This is a genomic window from Streptomyces sp. NPDC051320 (assembly GCF_040682175.1).
Taxonomy (GTDB): Bacteria; Actinomycetota; Actinomycetes; order Streptomycetales; family Streptomycetaceae; genus Streptomyces.
Genome location: NZ_JBFBAL010000001.1, coordinates 106,965 through 132,254, shown reverse-complemented (window position 1 = coordinate 132,254; position 25,290 = coordinate 106,965). Strand labels below are relative to the sequence as shown.

The window sequence follows — 25,290 nt, the reverse complement described above, 5'->3', positions numbered from 1 at the left end:
TCGCTGCCCGTTTTGAACGTTTCTGATGTGGCAGTGCCCACATTTCCCAGCAGTTTCCCAGTGATCCGAAAGCAGGAAGAGCCCTGAACGCCCGCCTCGACCACCGCAACCCCCTCGTGTTCGACACACACGAGCTGGGTCGGCGTCCCGGTGCGCTCCAGCGGCTGACCCGCTCGGTCGCGGCCCCCAGGGACCTCGGCCTCGAAGGGATCATCGGAGTGCCGGAAGGCGCCCCCGTGGAACTGCAGCTCCGCCTGGAATCGGTCATGGACGGGGTGCTTGTCACAGGCACTGCGCGTTCGACCGCTCAAGGGGAGTGCGTAAGGTGTCTGGAGCCGCTGGAGCGCGAGCTCGAAGCGGATTTCCAGGAAATGTTCTCGTACCCTGACGCCGATGACCGGGGCCGCAGCAAGAAGGCGGACCCCATCGACAGCGCCGACGGCGAGGACGAGGAAATCACCCCCCTCGAGGACGGCTTGTTCGACCTCGAACCCGTGCTGCGTGATGCGGTGGTGCTCGCACTGCCGATGCAGCCGGTGTGCCGGGAGGATTGCGCCGGTCTGTGTTCCGAATGCGGAATCAGGCTGGACGACGAACCGGGCCACCACCATGACGCCGTCGACGCTCGATGGGCGGCGCTGCAGGGACTCGTCGGGACCGGCCAGGTCGACGAGAAGGACAACGTGAACGACGCTGCGTCTCAAGTGGAGCGCGGCGCCGAGAAGCAGGAGAAGTAGCCGTGGCTGTTCCGAAGCGGAAGATGTCGCGCAGCAACACGCGCCACCGCCGGTCGCAGTGGAAGGCTGCGGTCCCCACCCTGGTTGCGTGCGAGCGCTGCCAGGAGCCGAAGCTCCAGCACATCGCGTGCCCGAGCTGCGGCACCTACAACAAGCGCCAGGTCCTCGAGGTCTGAGCGGCTGGTGAGAGGCGCAATGTCTGACGTCAACAAGACGGACAATGCCTCGTCCCACACGCTTCTGGAAGGGCGGCTCGGGTACAGACTCGAGTCCGCCCTTCTGGTGCGTGCACTGACCCACCGTTCCTACGCATACGAGAACGGCGGCCTGCCCACCAACGAGCGACTGGAGTTCCTCGGGGACTCCGTGCTCGGTCTGGTGGTCACGGACACGCTGTATCGCATCCACCCGGATCTCCCGGAGGGCCAACTGGCCAAGCTCCGGGCCGCGGTGGTCAACTCGCGTGCGCTCGCAGGGGTGAGCCGTGGGCTCGAACTCGGTCTCTTCATCCGGCTCGGCCGGGGCGAAGAAGGCACGGGCGGGCGGGACAAGGCGTCCATCCTCGCCGACACGCTGGAAGCGGTGATCGGCGCCGTTTATCTCGATCAGGGCCTTGAAGCGGCATCGGAACTGGTGCACCGGCTCTTCGACCCACTGATCGAGATGTCATCCAACCTCGGTGCGGGCCTGGACTGGAAGACCAGTCTTCAGGAACTCACCGCGAGCGAAGGTCTCGGGGTCCCGGAGTACCTGGTCAGCGAGACCGGGCCGGACCACGAGAAGACCTTCACTGCTGCTGCCCGCGTCGGTGGTGTCTCGTACGGCACCGGCACCGGCCGCAGCAAGAAGGAAGCGGAACAGCAGGCCGCGGAATCCGCCTGGCGTGAGATCAGCGCCGCGGCGGAGCAGCGCGCGGTGGTGGCCGATGGAGTCACCGGAGCACCCGCGGAGCCCGAAGAGGACGCCGACGCCCCTTCGACCCCGGCTGCCGACCCGGCTTCGGCCTGACGCTGCCTGTCGCCGCCCGTCCCCTCCGGGGGGCGGGCGGTCCCCGTTCACCGGCCGCTCTGCACTGCCGGCTGCCCGAACCCCTGGCCGTCCCACCCTGCCCGCCCTGCCGAGGAGTACCGTGCCCGAGTTGCCCGAGGTCGAAGTCGTCCGGCGTGGACTCGAGCGCTGGGTGACCGGTCGCACCGTCGCCGAAGTGCAGGTCTTGCACCCGCGTGCGGTGCGCCGCCACACCGCCGGCGGGGCGGACTTCGCGGCTGCCCTCAAGGGCCATCGGTTCGGCGTCGCCCGCCGCCGGGGCAAGTACCTCTGGCTGCCGCTGGCGGACAGCACGTTCTCGGTCCTCGGTCACCTCGGCATGAGCGGCCAACTGCTCGTCCAGCCGGCAGCGGCACCGGACGAGAAGCACCTGCGGATCCGCATCGGCTTCGACGACGCCGAGGGCACCGAACTGCGCTTCGTCGACCAGCGGACCTTCGGCGGGCTCTCGCTGCATACGAACACCGCCGAGGGGGTGCCCGACGTCATCGCTCATATCGCGCGTGACCCGCTGGACCCGGCCTTCGACGACGACGCGTTCCACTCGGCGCTGCGGCTGCGTCGTACCACCATCAAACGCGCGCTGCTCGACCAGGCGCTCATCAGTGGGGTCGGCAACATCTACGCCGATGAGGCGCTCTGGCGCGCCAGGCTGCACTACGAGCGCCCCACCGCGTCCTTCACCCGCCCGCGCACCGCCGAACTCCTCGGTCATGTACGCGACGTCATGAACGCCGCGCTGGCGGTCGGCGGCACCAGCTTCGACAGCCTCTACGTCAACGTGAACGGCGAATCGGGCTACTTCGGCCGGTCGCTGGACGCCTACGGGCGCGAGGACGAGCCCTGCCGCCGCTGCGGCACCGCGATGCGCCGACGCCCCTGGATGAACCGCTCCAGCTACTTCTGCCCGCGCTGTCAGCGACCGCCCCGCGCCGCGTCGTAACGCCCGCGGGCCCGGAGCACCTCGTCCATCCGTCCCTCGACGAGATGGATCAGCTGCAGCAGTCGCTCCGCGACCTCGCTCCCCAGCGGGGTGAGTTCGTAATCGACGCGTGGCGGATTGGTGAGCTGCGCCTCCCGGTGCACCAGACCGTCACGTTCCAGCGCGTGCAGTGTCTGGGAGAGCATCTTCTCGCTCACACCGTCGACGCGCCGGCGCAGTTCGTTGAAGCGCAGCGCGCCGTCGTGCAGGGCGCCCAGCGTCAGGCCGCCCCAGCGCCCGGTGACATGCGCCAGCGTGGCGCGCGAGGGGCAGGCCTTGGCGAACACATCGAACGCGAGCTCTTCGACGCAGTCGGTCCGCTCGCTGGTCGCCTGGTCGCTGGCGGCCTGGTCGGTTGAGGCCTGCTCGCCGTCGGTCGGCGGGGTGGAGTCCATGCATCCGAGCGTACTGCGGCACAGCGCTGCTGTTTCTACTGCGCGGTCCCGAGGTCAGTGCACTCCCGGCGGGCCGGTTCAGAAGCCGAAGTCCTGCGTCCACCAGGGGCCGCCGGTACCGAAGTGCACGCCGATGCCCAGGGTCCGGTAGTCGCAGTCGAGGATGTTGGCGCGGTGGCCAGGGCTGTTCATCCAGGCCTTCATCACGGCCCCCGCATCGGCCTGACCGCGCGCTATGTTCTCGCCGCCCAGCCCTTTCACGCCCGCCTGGTCGGCCCGGTCCCATGGGGTGTCCCCGTCGGGGTCGGTGTGGTCGAAGAAACCGCGGGCGGCCATGTCGTCGCTGAACGCGCCGGCCAGCGCCGCAAGATCGGCGTTCGCCTGCACCGGCCGGCAACCGGCGGTCGCCCGTTGCTGGTTGACCAGGCTCAGCACCGCGGCCGCCGCCGCGGCCTCGGAGCTGGTGGCAGGCGTCGTCCGTGCGGAGGCCGAGCGTTCGGGGGCCGCGGTGGCCGTCGCGGTACGGGTCGGCGACGCGCTTCGGGTGGTGCCGCGGTCCGCCGGTGCCGTTGTCCGGGCCGGCGCCGGAGCGGAAGCCTTCGGCTTGCTCTTCGACGGGTTGCGCGATCGGCTCGGGGAGGGCGAGACCGACGGGGCGTGCGCCGGCGCGGTGGCGGAGCTCGCGGGGGCCGACGGGGTGTCGGCCGTCGGGGTGGCCGACGCACCGCCCTGGGTCTCCAGATCCGGCACACCGTCCGCGCGTATCCGGTCGCCGCCGCCCGAACCGCCGACCGAGTACTGGTTCCCGCCGGGCAGCAGGCCCGAAGCCATCGCCACAGCTCCCACCGCGACCGCGGCGGAGACACCCAGCAGCCCGGTGCGCACCGGCGCTGCCACACCGCGCCTGCGGCGGCCCCGATGCCTGCGCTCCGGAGCCGCCTCCCGGGCAAGGGCGGCGGGTACGGCGGCGGAGCGACCGTGGCGTCCCATGTGCGGTGCCTTCCTCATGCTCGACAGCAACGAATTTCACTCGTAAGGGTGAGGTTCATTGGGTCGGGACTGTAGCCCATGGGGCCTGAGGGAGACGTGCCTCGCGAGCAATTGGCCAGTTAGCGTGCACACATGAAAGAAGATGTACGTCTCACCGCCTGGGTACGAGGCCAGGTCCAGGGTGTCGGCTTCCGCTGGTTCACCAGGGCAAACGCTTTGCAGATCGGTGGACTCAGCGGCTTCGCCCTCAATCTGGAGGACGGCAGGGTGCAGATCGTCGCCGAGGGCCGCCGAGAGAACTGCCACCTTCTGCTGGAGTGGCTGAGGTCCTCCGACACACCCGGGCGCGTCGACGGTGTCACTGAGATCTGGGACACTCCGCGCGGTGGTTATCAGGGGTTCGCGATCCGCTGACGGAGCTGTCGGAAAGAGCTGCCGAACGGTCATGTGATGCGCTTCTGGCATATGCGCTCGGCAGAAAGGGCCTGGTGGTTGCCAAGAAACGCGCTCCGTGCCAGGCTGCCCCCGTAGCGATGATCTCCACGCCCCCGGGCCCCGCAGGAGAGTCGCACCGCAGGGTCTTCTGCTGTGCGCCCCCGGGTCTGCCCGTCGATACGGGGTGTGATCGTGTTGACCGTCAAACTTTTTGGTGAGACTCTGGAAGCCCCGCGCACCTCAGCTGTTCGGCAGTGGAAAACGCAGTGAAATCCGGGGCTGCCGAGCACCGCGGGTGCGATTCCCCCTACGACCACCACCTCGTCGGTCGGTCACTCAGTGTGGAGGACCATCCATCATGGCAAAGGCGCTTCTCGGTTACGTCGGCGGTTCCGACCCGCGACTTCTCTCCGAGATGCGACGGCTTCAGCAGCGTGTCCAGGACCTCGAGTCCGAGCTTGTACGGATTCAGTCCGAGAACGACGCGCTGGCCGCCGCTGTTCAGCACCACGGAGACTCGCTGCTCGACGGTATCGACATGGACGTACCCCACGCGGAGCCTGCGCTCACCTGACCTCAGCCCCCACAAGGGACCGGTCGGGCTGATCCGTCAGCCGCTTGAGATCCAATGCGCAAGGATATGCAAGGGACGCTTCTGCGTCCCTTCTTTCTGTCCGCTTCCGCTGCCGACTCTCCGGACACCGGGGCCGAGGCGCGGATGACCTTCCTTTAACGTCTGATGTGCCCTGCACCTTCATGGGCCAAACCGACGGTGAAAGGTAGAGTCCGGCGGCGTGCACCTCAAGGCCATGACCCTTCGCGGATTCAAATCCTTCGCCTCGGCCACCACGTTGCGGTTCGAGCCGGGCATCACCTGTGTGGTGGGCCCCAACGGATCCGGCAAATCCAATGTGGTCGACGCGCTTTCCTGGGTCATGGGGGAGCAGGGCGCCAAATCGCTGCGCGGCGGCAAGATGGAAGACGTGATCTTCGCCGGCACCACCGGCCGCCCGCCGCTCGGCCGGGCCGAGGTCTCGCTCACCATCGACAACTCCGACGGCGCGCTGCCCATCGAGTACGCCGAGGTCACCATTACGCGGATCATGTTCCGCAACGGTGGCAGCGAGTACCAGATCAATGGCGATACCTGCCGGCTTCTCGACATCCAGGAATTGTTGTCGGACTCCGGTATCGGTCGTGAGATGCACGTCATTGTCGGCCAGGGCCGGCTCGACTCGGTGCTGCACGCCGACCCGATGGGGCGCCGGGCCTTCATCGAGGAAGCCGCAGGGGTACTGAAGCACCGCAAGCGCAAGGAAAAGGCGCTGCGGAAGCTGGACGCGATGCAGGCCAACCTCGCACGGGTGCAGGACCTGACCGATGAACTGCGGCGCCAGCTCAAGCCGCTGGGGCGGCAGGCCGCGGTGGCCCGGCGTGCGGCTGTCATCCAGGCCGATCTGCGCGATGTCCGGCTTCGGCTGCTCGCCGACGACCTGGTGACCATGCGGGAGGCCTTGCGTACCGAGGTCGCGGACGAAGCCGCGTTGAAGCAGCGCAAGGAGGCCGCCGAGGCCGCGCTGAAGGCCTCGGCCTCGCGCGAGTCCGCTCTGCAGGACGAAGTACGCCGGCTGGCGCCGCGGCTCCAGCGAGCCCAGCAGACCTGGTACGAGCTGTCCCAGCTGGCCGAACGGGTACGGGGCACCGTTTCGCTCGCGGACGCCCGGGTGAAGAGCGCGACGGCGACCCCCGACGAGGAGCGCCGGGGCCGCGATCCGGAGGACATGGAGCGGGAGGCGGCCAGGATCCGCGAGCAGGAGGCGGAGCTGGAGGCCGCACTGGAGTCGGCCGAGCGTGCGCTGGAGGACACCGCGGCGCACCGGTCCGAACTGGAGCGTGAGCTGGCGGCCGAGGAGCGCAGACTCAAGGATGCGGCCCGGGCCATCGCGGACCGGCGCGAGGGCCTCGCCCGGCTGAACGGCCAGGTCAACGCGGCCCGCAGCCGTGCGGGTTCGGCCCAGGCCGAGATCGACAGGCTCGCCGAAGCGCGGGACGGCGCCCAGCAGCGGGCCGCCGTCGCCCAGCAGGAGTACGAGCAGCTCAAGGCCGAAGTGGACGGTCTCGACGCCGATGACCAGGAGCTGGCCGAACAGCACAGCGCGGCGAAGTCGGCGTTGGCCGAGGCGGAGTCCGCGCTCACCGCCGCACGCGAAGCCGCCACCGGCGCGGAACGCCGTCGCGCCGCTCTGTCGGCACGGCATGAGGCGCTGGCGCTCGGCCTGCGCCGCAAGGACGGCAGCGGTGCCCTGCTCAGCGCGCAGGACCGGCTCTCAGGCCTGCTGGGCCCGGCCGCCGAGCTCCTCACCGTGACACCCGGGTACGAGATCCCGGTGGCAGCTGCCCTCGGAGCGGCGGCGGATGCCATCGCGGTGACCGACACGGCCACGGCTGCGGACGCGATCCGGCTGCTGCGCAAACAGGACGCGGGGCGGGCCACGCTACTGCCGGGTGCGGGTGCGGGTATCCCCGGCCAGGCGACGACCCCCGGCGGTCCGGCGGCAACCCACGCGGCGGGCCCCGCCGAGCACCCCTCCTCCGACACCCAGGCTGCCCACTCGCGGCGCACCGCCGTGGCCTCCGTGGCCCCGCTCGTGGTCGACCTGGTGCGCGGGCCCGCCGAGTTGCTGCCCGCAGTGCGCAGACTGCTGCGTGACATCGCCGTCGTAGGGACGCTGGAGGACGCCGAAGAGTTGATCGCGGCCCATCCCGGTCTCACCGCCGTCACCGCCGAAGGCGACGTCCTGGGGGCGTACTTCGCACAGGGTGGGTCCGCGGGGGCGCCCAGCCTGATCGAGGTGCAGGCGTCGGTGGACGAGGCGCTCGCCGAGCTGTCGGAACTCGACGTACTGTGCGAGGAACTGGCCGTGGCTCAGCACGATGCGGCAGAGCGGCGCGCAGCGACCGCCGTGCTCGTCGAGGAACTGGGGGAGCGGCGCCGGGCCGCCGACCGGGAGAAGTCGGGGGTCGCGCAGCAGCTCGGGCGGCTGGCCGGGCAGGCCCGCGGCGCCGCGGGCGAGGCCGAGCGGTCGGCCGCTGCCGCCGCCAAGGCTCAAATGGCTCTGGAGCGGGCGACCGAGGAGGCCGAGGAACTGGCCGAGCGGCTGTTGGTGGCCGAGGAAGCACCGGTCGAGGAGGAGCCGGACACCGCCGCGCGGGACAGGCTGGCCGCCGACGGGGCCAATGCCCGGCAGACCGAGATGGAGGCCAGGCTCCAGGCCCGCACGCACGAGGAGCGGGTGAAAGCGCTGGCCGGGCGGGCCGAGGCACTCGACCGGGGGGCGCGCGCCGAGCGCGAGGCACGGGCGCGCGCCGAACAGCGCCGCGCCAGGTTGCGCCACGAAGCGTCGGTCGCAGCGGCGATCGCGGACGGCGCCCGACAGTTGCTCGCCCATGTCGAGGTCTCACTGGTGCGCGCCGACGCGGAACGCGTCGCGGCCGAGGCCGTGAAGGCGGAACGCGAGCAGCAGTTGGTGACCGAGCGGGATCAGGCGCGTGATCTCAAGGGCGAGCTCGACAAACTCACGGATTCAGTTCACCGCGGTGAGGTACTCGGTGCCGAAAAGCGGCTGCGGATCGAGCAGCTCGAGGTCCGGGCACTGGAGGAACTGGGCGTGGAACCCGCAGGTCTGATTGCCGATTACGGCCCCGATCAACTGGTGCCGCCGTCCGCGCCGACCGGCGGAGACACAGCGGACCCGGGCGGCTCGGCCGTCGCGGCCGACGACCCCGAGCACCCGGGGAACCAGCCGGTGCCCTTCGTCAGGGCCGAACAGGAGAAGCGGCTCAGGTCTGCCGAACGGGCGTATCAGCAACTCGGGAAGGTGAATCCGCTCGCTCTCGAGGAGTTCTCGGCGCTGGAGGAACGGCACAAGTTCCTCTCCGAGCAGCTCGAAGACCTGAAGAAGACCAGGACGGACCTCCTGCAGGTGGTGAAGGAGGTCGATGAGCGGGTCGAGCAGGTCTTCACCGAGGCATACCGGGACACCGCCCGAGAATTCGAAGGGGTCTTCTCGCGACTGTTCCCGGGCGGTGAGGGCAGGTTGATCCTGACGGACCCCGACAACATGTTGGCCACCGGTGTGGAGGTGGAGGCCAGACCGCCCGGCAAGAAGGTCAAGCGGCTCTCGCTGCTCTCCGGCGGGGAGCGGTCGCTGACCGCGGTGGCCCTGCTGGTGTCGATCTTCAAGGCGAGGCCCAGTCCGTTCTATGTGATGGACGAGGTCGAGGCGGCGCTCGACGACACCAACCTGCAGCGGCTGATCAGGATCATGGAGGAGCTCCAGGAGAGTTCCCAGCTGATCGTGATCACTCATCAGAAACGGACCATGGAGGTTGCCGACGCTCTGTATGGCGTGTCCATGCAGGGTGACGGTGTGTCCAAGGTCATCAGCCAGCGCCTCCGCTGATCGATCTTCAATATTTGAACACAACACGTGCACGTTCCCCAGATGTCTCGATGATGAGCGGGGTATTGACTTCGAAACTTGAAGGAATAGTCTCTGCAACGTTGTCTTTACCTTCAAGTGGTGGCTGGCAAGAAGCTATGCCCCACTGGAAGGGCTCGCCCCCCATGCCCGTCCCCAGCGGCGGGTCCCAGGAGTTCACGTGACCAGCACAGCGCAGGCACCGTCACCCGGAAGCAGCTCAGGTGCTCCGGAGCATCTCGCTCATGTCATCTTCATCACGGCGGCGGCTGCGATGGGCGGCTTCCTCTTCGGCTATGACAGCTCCGTGATCAACGGCGCGGTCGAGGCCATCCGGGACCGGTACGACGTCGGCTCGGCCGTGCTCGCCCAGGTCATCGCCGTCGCACTGATCGGCTGTGCGATCGGCGCCGCCACCGCCGGCCGCATCGCCGACCGAATCGGCCGTATCCGGTGCATGCAGATCGCCGCTGTCCTCTTCACCATCAGCGCGGTGGGATCCGCCCTGCCGTTCGCCCTGTGGGACCTGGCCTTCTGGCGGATCATCGGTGGCTTCGCCATCGGTATGGCCTCGGTCATCGGCCCCGCCTACATCGCCGAGGTGTCCCCGCCCGCCTACCGCGGCCGGCTCGGATCCTTTCAGCAAGCGGCGATCGTCATCGGTATCGCGGTCTCGCAGCTCGTCAACTACGGCATCCTGCAGACAGCGGACGGCAATCAGCGCGGCCACGTACTGGGCGTCGAAGCCTGGCAGCTCATGCTCGGCGTCATGGTGATTCCGGCTGTCATCTACGGTCTTCTCTCTTTCGCGATCCCCGAGTCGCCGCGTTATCTGATCCACGCGGGCAAGGAGGAGAAGGCCAAGGAAGTGCTGGCCGACGTCGAGGGCAAGAGCATCGATCTGGACGCCCGCGTCGCCGAGATCGAGCACGCCATGCGGAGCGAACACAAGTCGACCTTCAAGGACCTGCTCGGTGGCGGCTTCTTCTTCAAGAAGATCGTCTGGGTCGGTATCGGGCTCTCCGCCTTCCAGCAGCTCGTCGGCATCAACGTGGCCTTCTACTACTCGTCGACGCTCTGGCAGTCGGTCGGCATCGACCCGGCGAAGTCGTTCCTGTACTCGTTCACCACGTCGATCATCAACATCATCGGCACCGTGGTCGCGATGATCTTCGTCGACCGGATCGGCCGCAGGCCGCTGGCACTGATCGGTTCCACGGGTATGGTCATCGGCCTCGCCCTGGAGGCGTGGGCCTTCTCGTACCCCCTGGTCGGCGGCAAGCTGCCGGCCACCCAGGGCTGGGTCGCCCTCATCGCCGCCCACTGGTTCGTGTTCTTCTTCGCGATGTCCTGGGGTGTCGTCGTCTGGGTCTTCCTCGGTGAGATGTTCCCCAACCGGATCCGAGCTGCCGCGCTGGGCGTAGCGGCTTCGGCGCAGTGGATCGCCAACTGGGCGATCACGGCCAGCTTCCCCAGCCTGTCCGACTGGAACCTCTCCGCGACCTACGTGATCTACACCCTCTTCGCCGCGCTCTCGATCCCGTTCGTGCTCAAGTTCGTCAAGGAGACCAAGGGCAAGGCGCTGGAGGAAATGGGCTGACACCGGCTGCCGCGCTGACTGTCGGGTGGCGGTCCGTCAGTGCGGCTGTCGGCGCGGTCAGTCACATGGGCAGGGGTTCCGGGAGTGCGGTCCGCTCGGAGCTTTCGGCCCGGTTCCGGGCCGCCGGCTTCGGGAGCACGGCGTAGAGCGCGCCGGCCAGCAGCACGGTGACCGCCCAGCCGAGCCCGTTGCGGCCCAGCCAGGTACCGGCGAACGGCCCGCTGAACCACGACGATTCGGCGGTGCCCGCCCGGGTGAGCAGCAGACCGGCGATGAGCGCGACCGACCAGGCGGCTATCGCGGCGGGGTTGAAGCCGCCGCGATACCAGTAGGCGCTGGTACGTGTGGTGTCCATCACCGCGGCCGTGTCATAGGTGCGGCCCAGCAGCATGTCCGCGCCGAAGACGCCGATCCACGCGGAGAAGGCCACCGCGAGCAGCGAGAGGAAGGCCACGAAGGAGCCGAGGAAGCTCGTCGCGGCCAGCATCAGGACGAGCCCGAGAACCACACTGATCACCGCGTTGACCGAGACCGCCCAGGTGCGTGGGATCTTCAGCCCCAGGGTCAGTGCCGTGAAACCCGCCGAATACATCGACATGGCGTTGATCAGCAAGGTGCCGAGCACGCAGATCAGCAAATAGGGGACCGCGAGCCACATCGGCAGGATCTCGCCGAGGAAGGAGACCGGGTCCGCCGCTGCCGCCAGATCCGGGGTGGAGACCGCCATCACCGCGCCCATCAGCACCATCGGTACGATGACGACGCCCGCGCCGCCGACCGAGCCGGCCACCATGCTCCGGCCGGCCGATCCACGGGGCAGATAACGCGCGAAATCGGGCGCTGCGGGCGCCCAGCTCAGACCACCCGCAGCGATCAGGCCGATGCCGGCGATCAGCGACGCGGTGGAGCCCGCCGGCGCGGCGAACACCGCCGACCAGTCCGTGGTGGTGATCAGGTGGACCAGTACCAGGACCGAGAAGACGGCGAAGAGGTAGGCAGCCCACTTGTTGCAGAGTTGGACTGCCTTGATGCCGAGCCCTGAGATGGCAAAGGTGCCCGCCACGAAGAGCAGCAGCGTCACCGCGATCAGCGGGGTGCTGCTCCGGATGCCGAAGCAGATGTTCAACACGGTGAGCAGGGCGTACGCGCCGGTGACGGCGTTGATGGTTTCCCAGCCCCAGCGCGCGATCCAGATGAGCGCGCCCGGAAACAGGTTGCCGCGCTGGCCGAAGACCGCACGGGACAGAGCCATTCCGGGGGCGCCGCCGCGCTTGCCCGCGATGCTGATGAAGCCGACCAGGCCGAAGCCGATGACCGGCGCGACCACAGCGGCGATCAGTGCCTGCCAGAAGTTCAGCCCGTCGGCGACCACCAGGCCGGCGCCCAGCGTGAGCAGCAGCACACTGATGTTCGCCGCGACCCAGGTGGGGAAGAGGTCGCGGACGCGCCCGGTGCGTTCACTGTCGGGTACAGGTTCGAGACCGCGGGTCTCCAGCGCGCCATCGGTGACGTCGGAGGCGTGGGGCATGAGGGGGCTCCGTGCGGGCGGTGGGGGAAGGACGGCTCGGGCCGGCCGAAGCGCCATCATCGTATGGTCACCCCATAAAAACCAAATAGTTCTCTTCACGCCTTATATGATCCATTGACAAGGCTCGTCCGACCGAGCCGTGACTGATACTGGGTGGGTTATGGAAATCGTGATCCTTGCTGTAGTCATCGCCCTGGTCGCCGTCGGCGCGATCAGCGGGCTCGTGGTCAGCAGCCACAAGAAGAAGAAACTGCCCACGGCACCGCCGAGTACGCCGACCATCACAGCCCCTCCCGCCGAACCCCAGGTCGGCGATGAGGCTGCCCCGCCGCGCGAGGAACCGCGCCGCACCATCGACGACGTGGACCTTCCGCCGGCCGACACGGCCGCGGGTGTCCCCACCGCCGTCGAGGATCCGGTCATCGCGGAGCCGCTGGTTCCCGAGATCGAGATTCCCGAACCGACCGAGGGCCGTCTCGTACGGCTGCGCGCCCGGCTCGCCCGTTCGCAGAATTCGCTCGGCAAGGGCCTGCTCACCCTGTTGTCCCGGGACAACCTCGACGACGACACCTGGGAGGAGATCGAGGACACACTGCTCACCGCGGACGTCGGCGTCACACCCACCCAGGAACTGGTCGAGCGGCTGCGCGAGCGGGTCCGGGTGCTCGGCACCCGGACCCCGCAGGAACTGCGCGCCCTGCTGCGCGAAGAACTGGTGAGCCTGATCGGTACGGACGCCGACCGTGCCGTCAGGACCGAGAGCGGAGTGGACACCCCGGCCGTCGTCCTGGTCGTCGGCGTCAACGGCACCGGCAAGACCACCACCACCGGCAAACTCGCCCGCGTACTGGTGGCTGACGGCCGCAGTGTCGTGCTGGGCGCCGCCGACACCTTCCGCGCCGCCGCCGCCGACCAGCTGCAGACCTGGGGCGAGCGCGTCGGTGCTCGCACCGTGCGCGGTCCCGAGGGCGGCGACCCCGCCTCGGTCGCGTTCGACGCCGTCAAGGAGGGCATCAACGAGAGCGCCGATGTCGTCCTCATCGACACCGCCGGACGGTTGCACACCAAGACCGGGCTCATGGACGAGCTCGGCAAGGTCAAGCGGGTGGTGGAGAAGCACGGTCCGCTGGACGAGGTGCTGCTCGTCCTCGATGCGACGACCGGACAGAACGGCCTGGTACAAGCACGGGTGTTCGCGGAGGTCGTGGCGATCACCGGCATTGTGCTGACCAAGCTGGACGGTACCGCCAAGGGCGGCATCGTGATCGCGGTCCAGCGCGAGCTGGGCGTACCGGTGAAGCTGGTGGGCCTCGGGGAGGGCGCGGACGACCTGGCCCCCTTCGTTCCGGAGGCGTTCGTGGACGCGCTCATCGGCGACTAGCGCCGATAGCGGTACCGGGCCGCGAGCGGCGCCGTCGACAGCAGAAGGGCTCCACCACACGGTGCAGGTGTGGTGGAGCCCTTCGTTCAGGAGCCGGCGCGCTCGAGGCAGGGTGGGTCACCTACCCGGTAGCCGCCGGTCAGGGAGCGGACAGGCTGCGGTGGCAGGTGTACGCCAGCGTGCCGATCAGCAGCCTGGCCTGGGGGAGGTCGTTCGCCGTCTCCAGGGAAGGCGGACGCAACCAGCGTGCCGGGCCCAGGCCGGCGTGGTTCGACGGTGGAGCGGTGATGTGCTCACCCGCACCCGGGCAGCGCAGATCGAGCTCCGCGTCGTCCCAGCCCATGCGATAGAGCAACTCGGGAAGCTGCCCGGCTGCTCCCGGGGCGACGAAGAACTGGGCGCGGCCGTCCGGCGTGGCACTCACCGGGCCCAGCGGCAGGCCCATCCGTTCCATCCTGAGCAGGGCCTGGTGCCCGGCCCCCTCCGCGATGTCCAGGACGTCGAAGGAGCGACCCACCGGGAGCAGCACCGCGGCGCCGGGCGTCCGTGACCATGCCTTGGCCGCCTCGTCGAGGGTGGCGCCGGCCGGGACCGCTTCGGCGAACCCGAGGGGGTGGGCGCCGGGTGCCGGGCATGCCGCATCACCGCATGAGCACCGGCCGGCCGCGGCCCGCGCGCCGGGGACCACGTCCCAGCCCCACAGCCCGGTGAACTCGGCGACCGCCGTGCACTCCGGCGTCCGGCTGCGACGCCGGGTGCCGGAGCGGATGTCCCGGATGCCAGCGATAGTGAAGCCCATGCCCCCTCCAACGGGTCGAACGCGCCGGTGGTTACGACCTGGAGCCTGTCCGTCACTCTACGTCGCAAACGCCCTGGTCCCGGCGGCGCGGAGTGACGTTGGGGGGCGCGTGGCACGTGCCGCACGCCCCGGCGTACATCGCTCCGCCTGTCTCTGATCGTCGCCTGTCAATTGAATCGCGCCTGAAGCCGGGCGGGTTCATTCGAAGGGGTGGCGAATGGTGGCGTTTCTTGAATCGCCCTCGCCGGACGGGTGACGGAAGGGTTACGTTCAGTGCACGAACCCTCGGATCGAGTGTTCTCGTGGGTATGCCGGAGGCAAGTCGGTTTTCTGTTCGAGGGGTGCTGAGCCCCCGGACGGAGAACATCAACTCCAGTCGTTCTGATATGAGTTGGCGTCATCGGGCTTCAGAGTGAGCAGGCTTAGCGGGATGGGGGCGTTCCAGTGGGCGGCAGTGGCGACGGCGACACGAGCGCCGGAAAGCGCCCGAACGAGCAGCTGAGCTCGTGGTTCGTGCGCAGCGGCTGGTCAAAGGGTGAGCTGGCCCGCCAGGTGAACCGCCGCGCACGCCAGATGGGCGCCCACCACATCAGTACCGACACCTCGCGTGTGCGGCGCTGGCTGGACGGTGAGCAGCCGCGTGAGCCGATTCCGCGCATCCTGTCCGAGCTGTTCTCCGAACGCTTCGGCAGCGTGGTCGCCATCGAGGACCTGGGTCTGCGCTCGGCCCATCAGTCGCCCTCGGTGTCCGGGATCGACATGCCGTGGGCAGGCCCGCAGACGGTTTCCCTGCTCAGCGAGTTCTCGCGCAGTGACCTGATGCTCGCCAGGCGCGGCTTTCTCGGTACGTCCCTGGCGCTGGCCGCGGGCCCCTCGCTCATCGAGCCGATGCAGCGCTGGCTGGTGCCGACCCCGGCCGGTGAGCCCTCGCCCGAGGAACCAGTGGGGCATTCCCGGCGCCCTTCCAAGCTTTCCAGGCCGGAGCTGGAGCTGCTGGAGTCCACCACGGCGATGTTCCGCCAGTGGGACGCACAGTGCGGTGGCGGTCTGCGCCGCAAGGCGGTGGTCGGTCAGCTCCACGAGGTCACCGATCTGCTGCAGGAACCCCAGCCGGGAGCCACCGCGAAGCGGCTTTTCCGCTGCGCGGCCGAGCTGGCCGAGCTGGCCGGCTGGATGAGTTACGACGTGGGACTCCAGCCGACCGCGCAGAAGTACTTCGTGCTCGCCCTGCATGCCGCCAAGGAAGCCGGTGACAAGCCGCTCGGCTCGTACATCCTCTCGTCCATGAGTCGCCAGATGATCCACCTGGGCCGCCCCGACGACGCATTGGAGCTCATCCACCTCGCGCAGTACGGCAGCCGCGAATGCGCCACCCCCCGCACCCAAGCCATGCTGTTTGCGATGGAGGCCCGCGCCTACGCCAACATGGGCCAGCCGAGCAAGTGCAAACGGGCCGTCCGGATGGCCGAGGACACCTTCGCCGACGCGGCGCTGGACGGCGAGCCGGAGCCCGACTGGATCCGCTTCTTCTCCGAAGCCGAGCTGAACGGCGAGAACGGCCACTCGTTCCGCGATCTCGCCTACGTGGCAGGACGCAGCCCCACCTACGCCTCGCTCGCCGAGCCGGTGATGGCACAAGCCGTCACGCTCTTCGGCAAGGACGACGAGCACCAGCGTTCGTATGCCCTGAACCTCGTCGGCATGGCCACCGTCCATCTGCTGAAGCGGGAACCCGAGGAGTCCGCGCTCCTTGCGACCCAGGCACTGACCATCGCCAAGCGGGTCCGCTCCGAACGTGTCAACACCAGGCTTCGCAAGACCGTCGACACCGCGGCCCGGGACTTCGGTGACGTTCCCTCGGTGGTCGACCTCACCGACCGTCTTGCCGAGCAACTGCCGGAGACCCTCGAAGCGGTCTGAGCGGCATACAGAACCCCGGCCACGACAGCACACCCCGTGATGCCCGACTCGGCTCCCCCGCGCCAGGTCAACAGGGTGAGTGTCGTGGCCGGTTTGTGATGTGCGGGGGTATCACCGGCGGCCGGTCCGACCCCGCAATTCATCCGGGCGTAACACACCCGGCCTCATCGTCACGGTGGCGAAACATCGTGCGGCATCGGCGGAAACCGCGCGGGGCCAATCTCAAGGCGCATAACCGGCCCGCACTTCTTCGCAGCCCCCCACAGCTCTCGCCCGCATGCGGCCGCCCGACGACGAGGAGACGCCGATGCCCCAAGGCATCATGACGACCCTTGCTGCAGACGCCCCGAGGCTGTCTTCCGCAAACACCGGGTTCATGCTCATCTGTTCCGCCCTGGTGATGGTCATGACACCGGGCCTGGCCTTCTTCTACGGAGGCATGGTCCGCGTCAAGTCCACCCTGAACATGCTGATGATGAGCTTCGTCAGCCTCGGGATCATCACGATCCTGTGGGTGCTCTACGGGTTCAGCGTCAGCTTCGGCGCTGCCAACGGATTCTTCGGCTGGTCCAAGGACTACCTCGGACTCAGCGGCATCGGCCTGACCGAACTGTGGCCCGGCTACACCATCCCGATCTACGTCTTCGCGGTCTTCCAGCTGATGTTCGCGATCATCACACCCGCACTGATCAGCGGCGCGCTCGCCGACCGGGTGAAGTTCACCGCCTGGGCGCTGTTCATCGCCCTGTGGGCCACCGTCGTCTACTTCCCGGTCGCGCACTGGGTCTGGGCCTCCGACGGATGGCTCTTCAAGAAGGGCGTCATCGACTTCGCCGGCGGCACCGCGGTCCACATCAACGCCGGTGCCGCGGCCCTCGGCGTGATCCTGGTCATCGGCAAGCGCGTCGGCTTCAAGAAGGACCCGATGCGCCCGCACAGCCTTCCGCTGGTCATGCTCGGTGCCGCGCTTCTCTGGTTCGGCTGGTTCGGCTTCAACGCCGGGTCCTGGCTGGGCAACGACGACGGCGTCGGCGCGGTGATGTTCGTCAACACCCAGGTGGCCACGGCGGCGGCGATGCTCGCCTGGCTCGGCTACGAGAAGCTCCGCCACGGTTCCTTCACCACACTCGGCGCCGCCTCCGGCGCCGTCGCCGGCCTGGTCGCCATCACCCCGTCCGGCGGCGCGGTCAGCCCGCTCGGCGCCATCGCCATCGGCGCCATCGCCGGAGTCCTCTGCGCCATGGCGGTGGGCCTCAAATACCGCTTCGGATTCGACGACTCCCTCGATGTCGTCGGGGTCCACATGGTCGGCGGCATCGCCGGCTCGCTGCTCATCGGCTTCTTCGCCACCGGCGGCGTGCAGTCCGACGTGGCCGGGGTCTTCTACGGCGGAGGCTTCCACCAGCTGGGCATCCAGGCCATCGGGGTCTTCTCGGTTCTCGGTTACTCGCTGGTCGCATCCGCGGCGCTGGCCTTCCTGATCGACAAGGCCATGGGCATGCGGGTCACCGAGGACGTCGAGGTCGCAGGCATCGACCAGGACGAGCACGCCGAGACGGCCTACGACTTCAGCGGAACGGGCGGTGGCTCCCGTCAAACGACCGGGCCCGTGTCCGGCACCCCGGCGGGAATTCAGAACAAGAAGGTGGACGCATGAAGCTCATCACCGCGGTAGTGAAGCCGCACCGGCTCGACGAGATCAAGGAGGCGCTGCAGGCCTTCGGGGTCCAGGGGCTCACCGTCACGGAGGCCAGCGGCTATGGACGCCAGCGCGGTCACACCGAGGTCTACCGTGGAGCCGAATACACCGTGGACCTGGTGCCGAAGATCCGTATCGAGGTCCTGGTCGACGACGCCGACTCCGAAGACCTTCTCGATGTGGTGGTGAAGGCCGCCAGGACCGGCAAGATCGGTGACGGCAAGGTGTGGAGCCTTCCGGTCGAAACGGCGATCCGGGTCAGGACCGGCGAACGCGGTCCCGACGCACTCTGAACGACCGAGACAGGAGCTGCCGGGTGACGAGCGCCGACAGGACCAACGACCGGACCGACGACTCGGGACCCAGCGGTTACGCGGCGGCCCGGCTGCGCCTCCTCCAGGAGAAGGCACAGCCCGGGGCGCCGCGCCGTTCCGCGCTGGCGGGGCTCACGGACGAGTGGATCGGTGCGCTGTTCACCTCGGCCGCCAAGGCGGCGGGGGTGCGCGGCGCGGCGCTGGTGGCGGTCGGCGGATACGGGCGGGGCGAGCTGTCACCGCGCAGCGACCTGGACCTGCTGCTGCTGCACGACGGCACAGCGGACGCGAGCGCCGTCGCCGTGCTCGCCGACCGTGTCTGGTATCCGGTGTGGGACCTGGGGATCGCACTGGACCATTCGGTACGGACCCCGGGCGAGGCGCGCAGGACCGCGGCCGACGATCTGAAGGTGCACCTCGGGCTGCTCGACGCCCGTCATGTCGCGGGAGACCTGACGCTCTCGTCGGGACTGCGCACCGCGGTGCTCGCCGACTGGCGCAACCAGGCCCCCAAGCGGCTGCCCGAGCTGTACGAGTTGTGCCGGGAACGCGCCGAGCGCCAGGGTGAGCTGCAGTTCCTGCTGGAACCCGATCTCAAGGAAGCCAGGGGAGGACTGCGTGACGCCACCGCCCTGCGCGCCGTCGCCGCCTCCTGGCTGGCCGACGCCCCGCGGGCGGGCCTCGACGAGGCCCGCCGCCGGCTCCTCGACGCCCGGGACGCGCTGCACCTGGTGACCGGCAGGGCCACTGACCGGCTCGCCCTCCAGGAGCAGGACCAGGTGGCCGCGGAGCTGGGTCTGCTCGATGCCGATGTGCTGCTGCGCGAGGTGTACGAGGCGGCCAGGACCGTCTCGTATGCGAGCGACGTCACCTGGCGGGAGGTCAACCGGGTGCTGCGCTCGCGCGCCGCCCGCCCCCGGCTGCGCAGCCTGCTGGGCGGCAGAGCGCCGGTGGCCGAGCGGACACCGCTCGCCGAAGGTGTCGTCGAGCTGGAGGGTGAGGTGGTGCTCGCCCGGACGGCCAGGCCCGAGCGGGACCCGGTTCTTCCGCTGCGGGCCGCTGCGGCGGCAGCCCAGGCGGGGCTGCCGATCTCCCTGCACGCGGTGCGGCGGCTGGCCGCCGGCGCGCGACCGCTGCCGGTGCCCTGGCCCGCCGAGGCGCGCGAGCAGCTGGTGACGCTGCTCGGCGCGGGGGAGTCCACCGTGCCGGTGTGGGAGGCACTGGAGGCCGAGGGACTGATCACCCGGTTGCTGCCGGACTGGGAGCGGGTGCGCTGCAGGCCGCAGCGCAATCCGGTACACACCTGGACGGTGGACCGGCATCTCGTCGAGACGGCGGTCCGGGCCTCCGCACTGACCCGTCGGGTGGGCCGCCCCGACCTGCTGCTCGTCGCTGCGCTGCTCCACGACATCGGCAAGGGCTGGCCGGGCGACCACGCGACGGCCGGTGAGGTCATCGCCCGGGACGTGGCCGGCCGTATCGGATTCGACGCCATGGACGTCGGGGTGCTGGCCGCTCTGGTCCGGCATCATCTGCTGCTGATCGATACCGCGACCCGGCGGGACCTGGACGACCCGGCCACCGTCCGCTCGGTGGCTGACGCGGTGCGGTCGGTGTCCACCCTGGAGCTGCTGCACGCGCTGACCGAAGCCGACGCACTGGCCACCGGACCTGCGGCCTGGTCGGCCTGGCGGGGCTCGCTGGTGGCCGACCTGGTCAAGCGGGTGGCCGCGGTCCTGGTCGGGGACGCCCCGGAGGAGCCCGTACCCGAGGCGCCCAGCGCGGAGCACGAGCGGCTGGCGATCGAGGCGCTGCGCACCGGCGAACCGGTACTGGCGCTGCACGCCCGGCCGGAGGCTCCGCACGAGGACGGCAGCCCGGAGCCGGTGGGTGTGGAACTGCTCATCGCCCTGCCCGAGCAACCAGGCGTCCTGCCGGCCGCGGCCGGCGTGCTGGCCCTGCACCGCCTCACCGTCCGGGCCGCCGATCTGCGCGCGATGGAACTGCCGACCGAGCTCGGACACCAGGCGGCCGTGCTGCTGCTCAGCTGGCGGGTGGCGGCGGAGTACGGCTCACTGCCGCAGGCGGCGAGACTGCGCGCGGACCTCATCAGAGCGCTGGACGGCTCGCTGGACATCCGGGCCAGACTGGCCGAACGGGAAGCGGCCTACCCCCGGCGCCGTGGCACCAAGGCCCCGCCGCCGACGGTCCGGGTCGCTCCGGCCGGCTCGCGGCTGGCCACGGTGATCGAGGTCAGGGCGCAGGATGCGCCGGGGCTGCTGCACCGGATCGGGCGAGCCCTGGAGGTACCTCGGATCCGGGTGCGCAGCGCCCACATCTCCACGCTCGGGGCGAACGCGGTCGATACGGTCTACGTGACGGGGCCCGAGGGAGACCCGCTCCCGCCGGACGCGGCGGTGGAGCTGGCCCGCGGGCTCGAGGCGGCGCTGCGGGGGTAAAACCGCGGGGCGGCCGCATGCCGCGCGGGTCGCGGCGGAGCGGGCTGTGGCAGATCCGACGCCCGGAAACCGGCGCGGAGCCCGCCCGGGCACGCCCCAGCGCAGGGAAAAGCCCCGCCGCAGACTTGCTGTCCGCGCCGGGCGGATACCCTGGGGGACAACCGTCCCCCTTCCCCCGACCCGAGGATCCGCGACCGCCGTGTTCGACACCCTCTCCGACCGCCTCGCAGCGACGTTCAAGAACCTCCGGGGCAAAGGGCGCCTCAGCGAGGCGGACATCGACGCCACAGCCCGCGAGATCCGTATCGCCCTGCTCGAAGCGGACGTCGCACTGCCCGTCGTCCGCGCCTTCATCAAGCAGGTCAAGGAGCGCGCGGCCGGCGCCGAGGTCTCTCAGGCGCTGAACCCCGCGCAGCAGGTCATCAAGATCGTCAACGAGGAGCTCATCGGCATCCTCGGTGGCGAGACCCGCCGCCTCCGCTTCGCGAAGCAGCCGCCGACCGTGATCATGCTCGCGGGTCTCCAGGGTGCGGGCAAGACGACCCTCGCCGGGAAGCTGGGCCTGTGGCTGAAAGGCCAGGGCCACACACCGCTGCTCGTGGCCTGCGACCTGCAGCGCCCGAACGCCGTCAACCAGCTGAGCGTCGTCGCCGAGCGGGCCGGCGTCGCGGTGTACGCCCCGGAGCCGGGCAACGGCGTCGGCGACCCGGTCAGGGTCGCCCAGGACTCCATCGAGTTCGCCAGGTCCAAGCAGTACGACGTGGTCGTGGTGGACACCGCCGGCCGCCTCGGCATCGACCAGGAGCTGATGCAGCAGGCCGCGGACATCCGCGACGCCGTCAGCCCCGACGAGGTGCTGTTCGTCGTCGACGCGATGATCGGCCAGGACGCGGTCAACACCGCCGAGGCCTTCCGCGACGGTGTCGGCTTCGACGGTGTCGTCCTCTCGAAGCTCGACGGCGACGCCCGCGGCGGCGCCGCGCTCTCGATCTCTCACGTCACCGGTCGCCAGATCATGTTCGCGTCCAACGGCGAGAAACTGGACGAGTTCGACACCTTCCACCCGGACCGGATGGCGTCCCGCATCCTCGGCATGGGCGACATGCTCAGCCTGATCGAGAAGGCCGAGCAGACCTTCAGCCAGGCCGAGGCCGAGCAGATGGCCTCCAAGCTGGCGAGCAGCAAGGGCAAGGACTTCACACTCGACGACTTCCTGGCGCAGATGGAGCAGGTCAGGAAGATGGGCAGCATCTCCAAGCTGCTCGGCATGCTGCCCGGTATGGGGCAGATGAAGGAACAGATCAACAGCATCGACGACCGGGATGTGGATCGCATCGCCGCGATGATCAAGTCGATGACTCCGGCCGAGCGCCAGGACCCGACGATCATCAACGGCTCCCGCCGCGCTCGAGTGGCCAAGGGCTCGGGCGTCGAGGTCAGCGCCGTGAAGGGCCTGGTGGAGCGGTTCTTCGAGGCCCGCAAGATGATGTCCCGGATGGCCCAGGGCGGTGGCATGCCCGGGATGCCGGGGATGCCCGGGATGGGTGGCGGTCCCGGCCGGCAGAAGAAGCAGCAGAAGCAGGCCAAGGGCAAGCGCAAGAGCGGTAACCCGATGAAGCGCAAGGCCGAGGAGCAGGCCGCAGCTCTTCGCCGGGAGCAGGGCGGCACACCCGGGCTGCCGGCCGCCCAGGACAACCAGAACTTCGAGCTCCCCGACGAGTTCAAGAAGTTCATGGGCTGACCCGCGATACCGCCGCCACCGGAACATCGACGGAGAACGGCCCGCACCCCTCGGGGTGCGGGCCGTTCTCCATGCCCGTTTACGGGGTGCGCGCGACCACGTAGCGGAAGATGTTCGGCATCCAGACGGTGCCGTCGCGGCGCAGATGCGGATGGAGCGCCTCAGCGACCTCCTTCTCGACCTGCGAGCGGTCCGTTGCCTGTATCGCGGCGTCGAACAGTCCGGTGGAGAGCAGGCCGCGCACCGCGCTCCTGATGTCCGCGTAACCGAACGGGCAGGCCACCCTGCCCGACCCGTCGAGCCGTAGCCCGGCCTGTGCCGCGACTTCCTCCAGTTCGTCCCTGAGCGGCTGACGCGGCCCATCGGCCAGTCGGGTGGCGACCCGCAGGACCGCCGAGGTGGCGCAGCGCTCGGGCGGGCCCCAGCCGGTGAGCACCACGGCGCTGCCGCGCTCGGTGAGTGGCAGGGCGTCCACGATTGCGGGCCGCAGCCCGTCCGAGTCGCCCGCCACACAGCCGATCGGCTCGAAAGCGGTGAGCAGGTTGTAGGCCGGCAGGGTGGCATCCGAGACATCGGCCGGACCGCCGTGCACCAAGCGGGGCGTGCCCTTCCCGGTGCGCGCCGGGGACTGGCCCTTCGCCTCGTCCGGGAGCAGCCGCTCGCGGGCCAGCGCGACCCGCTCGGCGTGCGTGTCCACGCCGGTGACGGCGGCTCCACGGGCGGCCGCGATCAGCAGCGCCAGGCCCGAGCCGCAACCGATGCCCAGCAGCCGCGTACCGCTGCCGGCGTCCAGCCGTTTGTAGACCGCTTCGTACAGCGGGACGAGCATCCGTTCCTGGATCTCGGCCCAGTCGCGGGCCCGCGCAATCGCTTCCGCAGAAGGAGCCACTGCCGCGTGCCGCTGGTTACGGACGAGCGTTGATGACATCGAAAGCGCCCCAATTCGCCGAGAGATCAGTTGTGCTCTGAAGGCCGGCCCCCGTACAGCTGTGCGCGCACTCTCCGCGTATCGCCAGAGACTCCACGTATGCCAGAGAACTGCGCATCCGCGCTCAAGTCCAGGGGTGGTGCGGCAATGCTTGTGTGAACCGTTGATGCGCCCTGGTCATGCGCCTCCGGGCGATTAATTGCTCACGGTCCCGGCGGCAGTCGCCGTACGATTCGAGCCATGGCAAAGGCTCCCGTTCTCACGCCCCGAGCGGACGATTTCCCCCGCTGGTACCAGGACCTGATCAATAAGGCCGAACTGGCGGACAACGGCCCGGTGCGCGGCACCATGGTCATCCGCCCGTACGGCTACGGGCTGTGGGAGCGGATGCAGCAGGAGCTGGACGCCCGCATCAAGCAGGCGGGTGTCCAGAACGCCTACTTCCCGCTCTTCATCCCCCAGTCTTACCTGAGTCGCGAAGCTGAGCACGTCGAGGGCTTCGCACCGGAGCTGGCGGTGGTCACTCAGGCGGGCGGCAAGGAGCTGGAGGAGCCGGTCGTCGTGCGGCCCACCTCCGAGACGATCATCAATGAATACTTCTCGAAGTGGGTGCAGAGCTATCGGGACCTGCCGTTGATGATCAATCAGTGGGCCAATGTGGTCCGTTGGGAGATGCGGCCGAGGGTGTTCCTCCGAACGACTGAATTCCTGTGGCAGGAGGGGCACACGGCCCACGCCGACCGAACGCAGGCCCGTGAGTTCGCGGCGCACATCCACCGGAACGTCTATGCCGACTTCATGACTCAGGTACTCGGAATCGACGTGGTGCTGGGCCGCAAGACCGCCAGGGAACGGTTCGCCGGAGCCATCAACACGCTCACCCTCGAAGGGATGATGGGGGACGGGAAGGCCTTGCAGATGGGAACGAGCCATGAGCTCGGCACCAATTTCGCCCAGGCGTTCCACACCCGCTACCTGTCGAAGGACGGCCTTCAGGAGCTGGTCTGGCAGACCTCCTGGGGTGCTTCGACCCGGATGGTCGGCGGGTTGATCATGTCGCACGGTGACGACAGCGGTCTGCGGGTGCCGCCCCGGCTGGCAGCCGTCCAGGTCGTGGTCGTCGCCATCAAGGGCGACGAGGCGGTGGCGAAGGCCCGCGCGATCGGTGACGCCCTCCGGGCCGTGGGGATCCGTGTCCAGGTCGACGACCGCACCGACACCCCGTTCGGCCGCCGGAGCGTCGACTGGGAGCTCAAGGGCGTGCCGGTACGGATCGAGGTCGGCCCGCGCGATCTCGCGGCCGGCACCGTGACGCTGGTGCGGCGGGTGGTGCCGCCCGGCGCCCCGGGCGCCAAGGAGTCCGTGCCGATCGATGGCCTGGCCGCGCTGCTGCCCACGGTTCTCGAGGAGGCACAGACCCAGCTGCTGCGGGAATCCCGCGAGCGCCGGGAATCCCGGACCAGCGACGTCGCCACGGCCGGGGAGGCTGCCGAGGTGGCGGCGGCCGGCGGCTGGGCGCGCATCCCGTGGGCCGACCTTGGTCCGGTGGGTGAGGCGGAACTCGCCGAACAGGCGGTGTCCGTACGGTGTCTGGTCGCCGAGGACGGGTCGGTGCCGGAGACGGACGACGCGCCCGGTACGGTCGCTCTGGTGGCCCGCGCGTACTGACCTCGCGGAGATCGGCCCGTGCACAGGCGGCCCGGGGGCCGCAAGTTCGGCCGGAATGCCTCTTGCGTGACAGCCGACCGGTTTCATACCGGCGTGCGAGGTCGTCTCGCGCGCCGGGGCGTACGCAACCCTACGTACCACCTTGGTGTGAGCTGTGAGGCTTCTCCGCAGATCAGCGCACCCGCC

General features: G+C 69.4%; 20 protein-coding genes. 15 read left to right on the top strand and 5 right to left on the bottom strand.

Annotated elements, in window-relative coordinates; genetic code table 11:
- Nucleotides 1–83: 83 nt before the first annotated feature.
- From AB0M87_RS00575 to mutM, 4 genes are all read left to right on the top strand, one after another.
- Nucleotides 84–737, top strand: coding sequence for a DUF177 domain-containing protein (locus AB0M87_RS00575; RefSeq protein ID WP_365849835.1), 654 nt, complete (start codon nucleotides 84–86; stop codon nucleotides 735–737).
- Between the two features lie 2 nt (nucleotides 738–739).
- Nucleotides 740–913, top strand: a complete 174-nt coding sequence (rpmF, locus tag AB0M87_RS00570; RefSeq protein ID WP_030753522.1) for a 50S ribosomal protein L32 — start codon at nucleotides 740–742, stop codon at nucleotides 911–913.
- A 19-nt stretch (nucleotides 914–932) separates the two neighbouring features.
- Entirely contained in the window at nucleotides 933–1,745 is an 813-nt protein-coding gene (gene rnc / locus AB0M87_RS00565) for a ribonuclease III (protein ID WP_365848963.1), read from the top strand.
- A 121-nt stretch (nucleotides 1,746–1,866) separates the two neighbouring features.
- Nucleotides 1,867–2,727 carry a bifunctional DNA-formamidopyrimidine glycosylase/DNA-(apurinic or apyrimidinic site) lyase gene (gene mutM / locus AB0M87_RS00560; RefSeq protein WP_365848961.1) on the top strand — a complete coding sequence of 287 codons (861 nt, stop codon included), beginning with the start codon at nucleotides 1,867–1,869 and terminating at the stop codon, nucleotides 2,725–2,727.
- Here the strand turns inward: mutM and AB0M87_RS00555 are convergent.
- Together AB0M87_RS00555 and AB0M87_RS00550 are read right to left on the bottom strand one after the other, a co-directional pair.
- Nucleotides 2,700–3,161 carry a helix-turn-helix domain-containing protein gene (locus tag AB0M87_RS00555; RefSeq protein ID WP_365848959.1) on the bottom strand — a complete coding sequence of 154 codons (462 nt, stop codon included), beginning with the start codon at nucleotides 3,159–3,161 and terminating at the stop codon, nucleotides 2,700–2,702. The two genes, mutM and AB0M87_RS00555, sit on opposite strands and share 28 nt — an antisense overlap.
- Before the next feature lie 78 nt (nucleotides 3,162–3,239).
- Nucleotides 3,240–4,151: a CAP domain-containing protein gene (locus tag AB0M87_RS00550; RefSeq protein WP_365848958.1), complete on the bottom strand. Its 912-nt coding sequence runs from the start codon at nucleotides 4,149–4,151 to the stop codon at nucleotides 3,240–3,242.
- A 132-nt stretch (nucleotides 4,152–4,283) separates the two neighbouring features.
- On the opposite strand from AB0M87_RS00550, the gene AB0M87_RS00545 reads away from it, so the two are divergent.
- The 4 genes from AB0M87_RS00545 (at nucleotide 4,284) to AB0M87_RS00530 (ending at nucleotide 10,667) form a co-directional block, all read left to right on the top strand.
- The gene (locus AB0M87_RS00545; protein ID WP_365848956.1) at nucleotides 4,284–4,565 is read left to right on the top strand and encodes an acylphosphatase; all 282 of its coding nucleotides are present in this window, start codon (nucleotides 4,284–4,286) and stop codon (nucleotides 4,563–4,565) included.
- Between the two features lie 379 nt (nucleotides 4,566–4,944).
- Complete coding sequence (locus AB0M87_RS00540; protein WP_328536446.1) at nucleotides 4,945–5,160, top strand: hypothetical protein; 216 nt, start codon at nucleotides 4,945–4,947, stop codon at nucleotides 5,158–5,160.
- Between the two features lie 220 nt (nucleotides 5,161–5,380).
- Entirely contained in the window at nucleotides 5,381–9,049 is a 3,669-nt protein-coding gene (smc, locus tag AB0M87_RS00535) for a chromosome segregation protein SMC (protein WP_365848954.1), read from the top strand.
- Between the two features lie 199 nt (nucleotides 9,050–9,248).
- Nucleotides 9,249–10,667 (top strand): sugar porter family MFS transporter, encoded by a 1,419-nt coding sequence (locus tag AB0M87_RS00530; RefSeq protein ID WP_365848952.1) that lies wholly within the window; start codon nucleotides 9,249–9,251, stop codon nucleotides 10,665–10,667.
- A 61-nt stretch (nucleotides 10,668–10,728) separates the two neighbouring features.
- Here the strand turns inward: AB0M87_RS00530 and AB0M87_RS00525 are convergent, their stop codons facing one another.
- A complete protein-coding gene (locus tag AB0M87_RS00525) occupies nucleotides 10,729–12,195 on the bottom strand; it encodes a cytosine permease (protein ID WP_365848950.1) in 1,467 nt (488 codons plus the stop codon).
- A 160-nt stretch (nucleotides 12,196–12,355) separates the two neighbouring features.
- Between AB0M87_RS00525 and ftsY the strand changes: the two genes are divergently transcribed.
- Nucleotides 12,356–13,576, top strand: coding sequence for a signal recognition particle-docking protein FtsY (gene ftsY / locus AB0M87_RS00520; RefSeq protein WP_365848948.1), 1,221 nt, complete (start codon nucleotides 12,356–12,358; stop codon nucleotides 13,574–13,576).
- A 139-nt stretch (nucleotides 13,577–13,715) separates the two neighbouring features.
- On the opposite strand, the gene AB0M87_RS00515 is transcribed toward ftsY, so the two are convergent.
- Entirely contained in the window at nucleotides 13,716–14,375 is a 660-nt protein-coding gene (locus AB0M87_RS00515; protein WP_365848947.1) for a bifunctional DNA primase/polymerase, read from the bottom strand.
- 444 nt (nucleotides 14,376–14,819) lie between these two features.
- Here AB0M87_RS00515 and AB0M87_RS00510 point away from each other — a divergent pair, with 444 nt between their 5' ends.
- The 5 genes from AB0M87_RS00510 (at nucleotide 14,820) to ffh (ending at nucleotide 22,508) form a co-directional block, all read left to right on the top strand.
- On the top strand, nucleotides 14,820–16,295 hold the full coding sequence (locus AB0M87_RS00510; RefSeq protein WP_365848945.1) for a hypothetical protein: 1,476 nt from the start codon (nucleotides 14,820–14,822) through the stop codon (nucleotides 16,293–16,295).
- 307 nt (nucleotides 16,296–16,602) lie between these two features.
- Complete coding sequence (locus tag AB0M87_RS00505; RefSeq protein ID WP_365848944.1) at nucleotides 16,603–17,952, top strand: ammonium transporter; 1,350 nt, start codon at nucleotides 16,603–16,605, stop codon at nucleotides 17,950–17,952.
- The gene (locus AB0M87_RS00500; RefSeq protein ID WP_365848942.1) at nucleotides 17,949–18,287 is read left to right on the top strand and encodes a P-II family nitrogen regulator; all 339 of its coding nucleotides are present in this window, start codon (nucleotides 17,949–17,951) and stop codon (nucleotides 18,285–18,287) included. Before AB0M87_RS00505 ends, AB0M87_RS00500 begins: the two co-directional genes overlap by 4 nt.
- Before the next feature lie 23 nt (nucleotides 18,288–18,310).
- Entirely contained in the window at nucleotides 18,311–20,767 is a 2,457-nt protein-coding gene (locus AB0M87_RS00495) for a [protein-PII] uridylyltransferase (protein WP_365848940.1), read from the top strand.
- 199 nt (nucleotides 20,768–20,966) lie between these two features.
- A complete protein-coding gene (gene ffh, locus AB0M87_RS00490) occupies nucleotides 20,967–22,508 on the top strand; it encodes a signal recognition particle protein (RefSeq protein WP_365848938.1) in 1,542 nt (513 codons plus the stop codon).
- Nucleotides 22,509–22,587: 79 nt separating this feature from the next.
- Here ffh and AB0M87_RS00485 read toward each other — a convergent pair whose 3' ends face one another.
- Nucleotides 22,588–23,436 carry a methyltransferase domain-containing protein gene (locus tag AB0M87_RS00485; protein ID WP_365848937.1) on the bottom strand — a complete coding sequence of 283 codons (849 nt, stop codon included), beginning with the start codon at nucleotides 23,434–23,436 and terminating at the stop codon, nucleotides 22,588–22,590.
- Between the two features lie 240 nt (nucleotides 23,437–23,676).
- Between AB0M87_RS00485 and proS the strand changes: the two genes are divergently transcribed.
- A complete protein-coding gene (gene proS, locus AB0M87_RS00480) occupies nucleotides 23,677–25,104 on the top strand; it encodes a proline--tRNA ligase (protein WP_365848936.1) in 1,428 nt (475 codons plus the stop codon).
- Nucleotides 25,105–25,290: the final 186 nt, after the last annotated feature.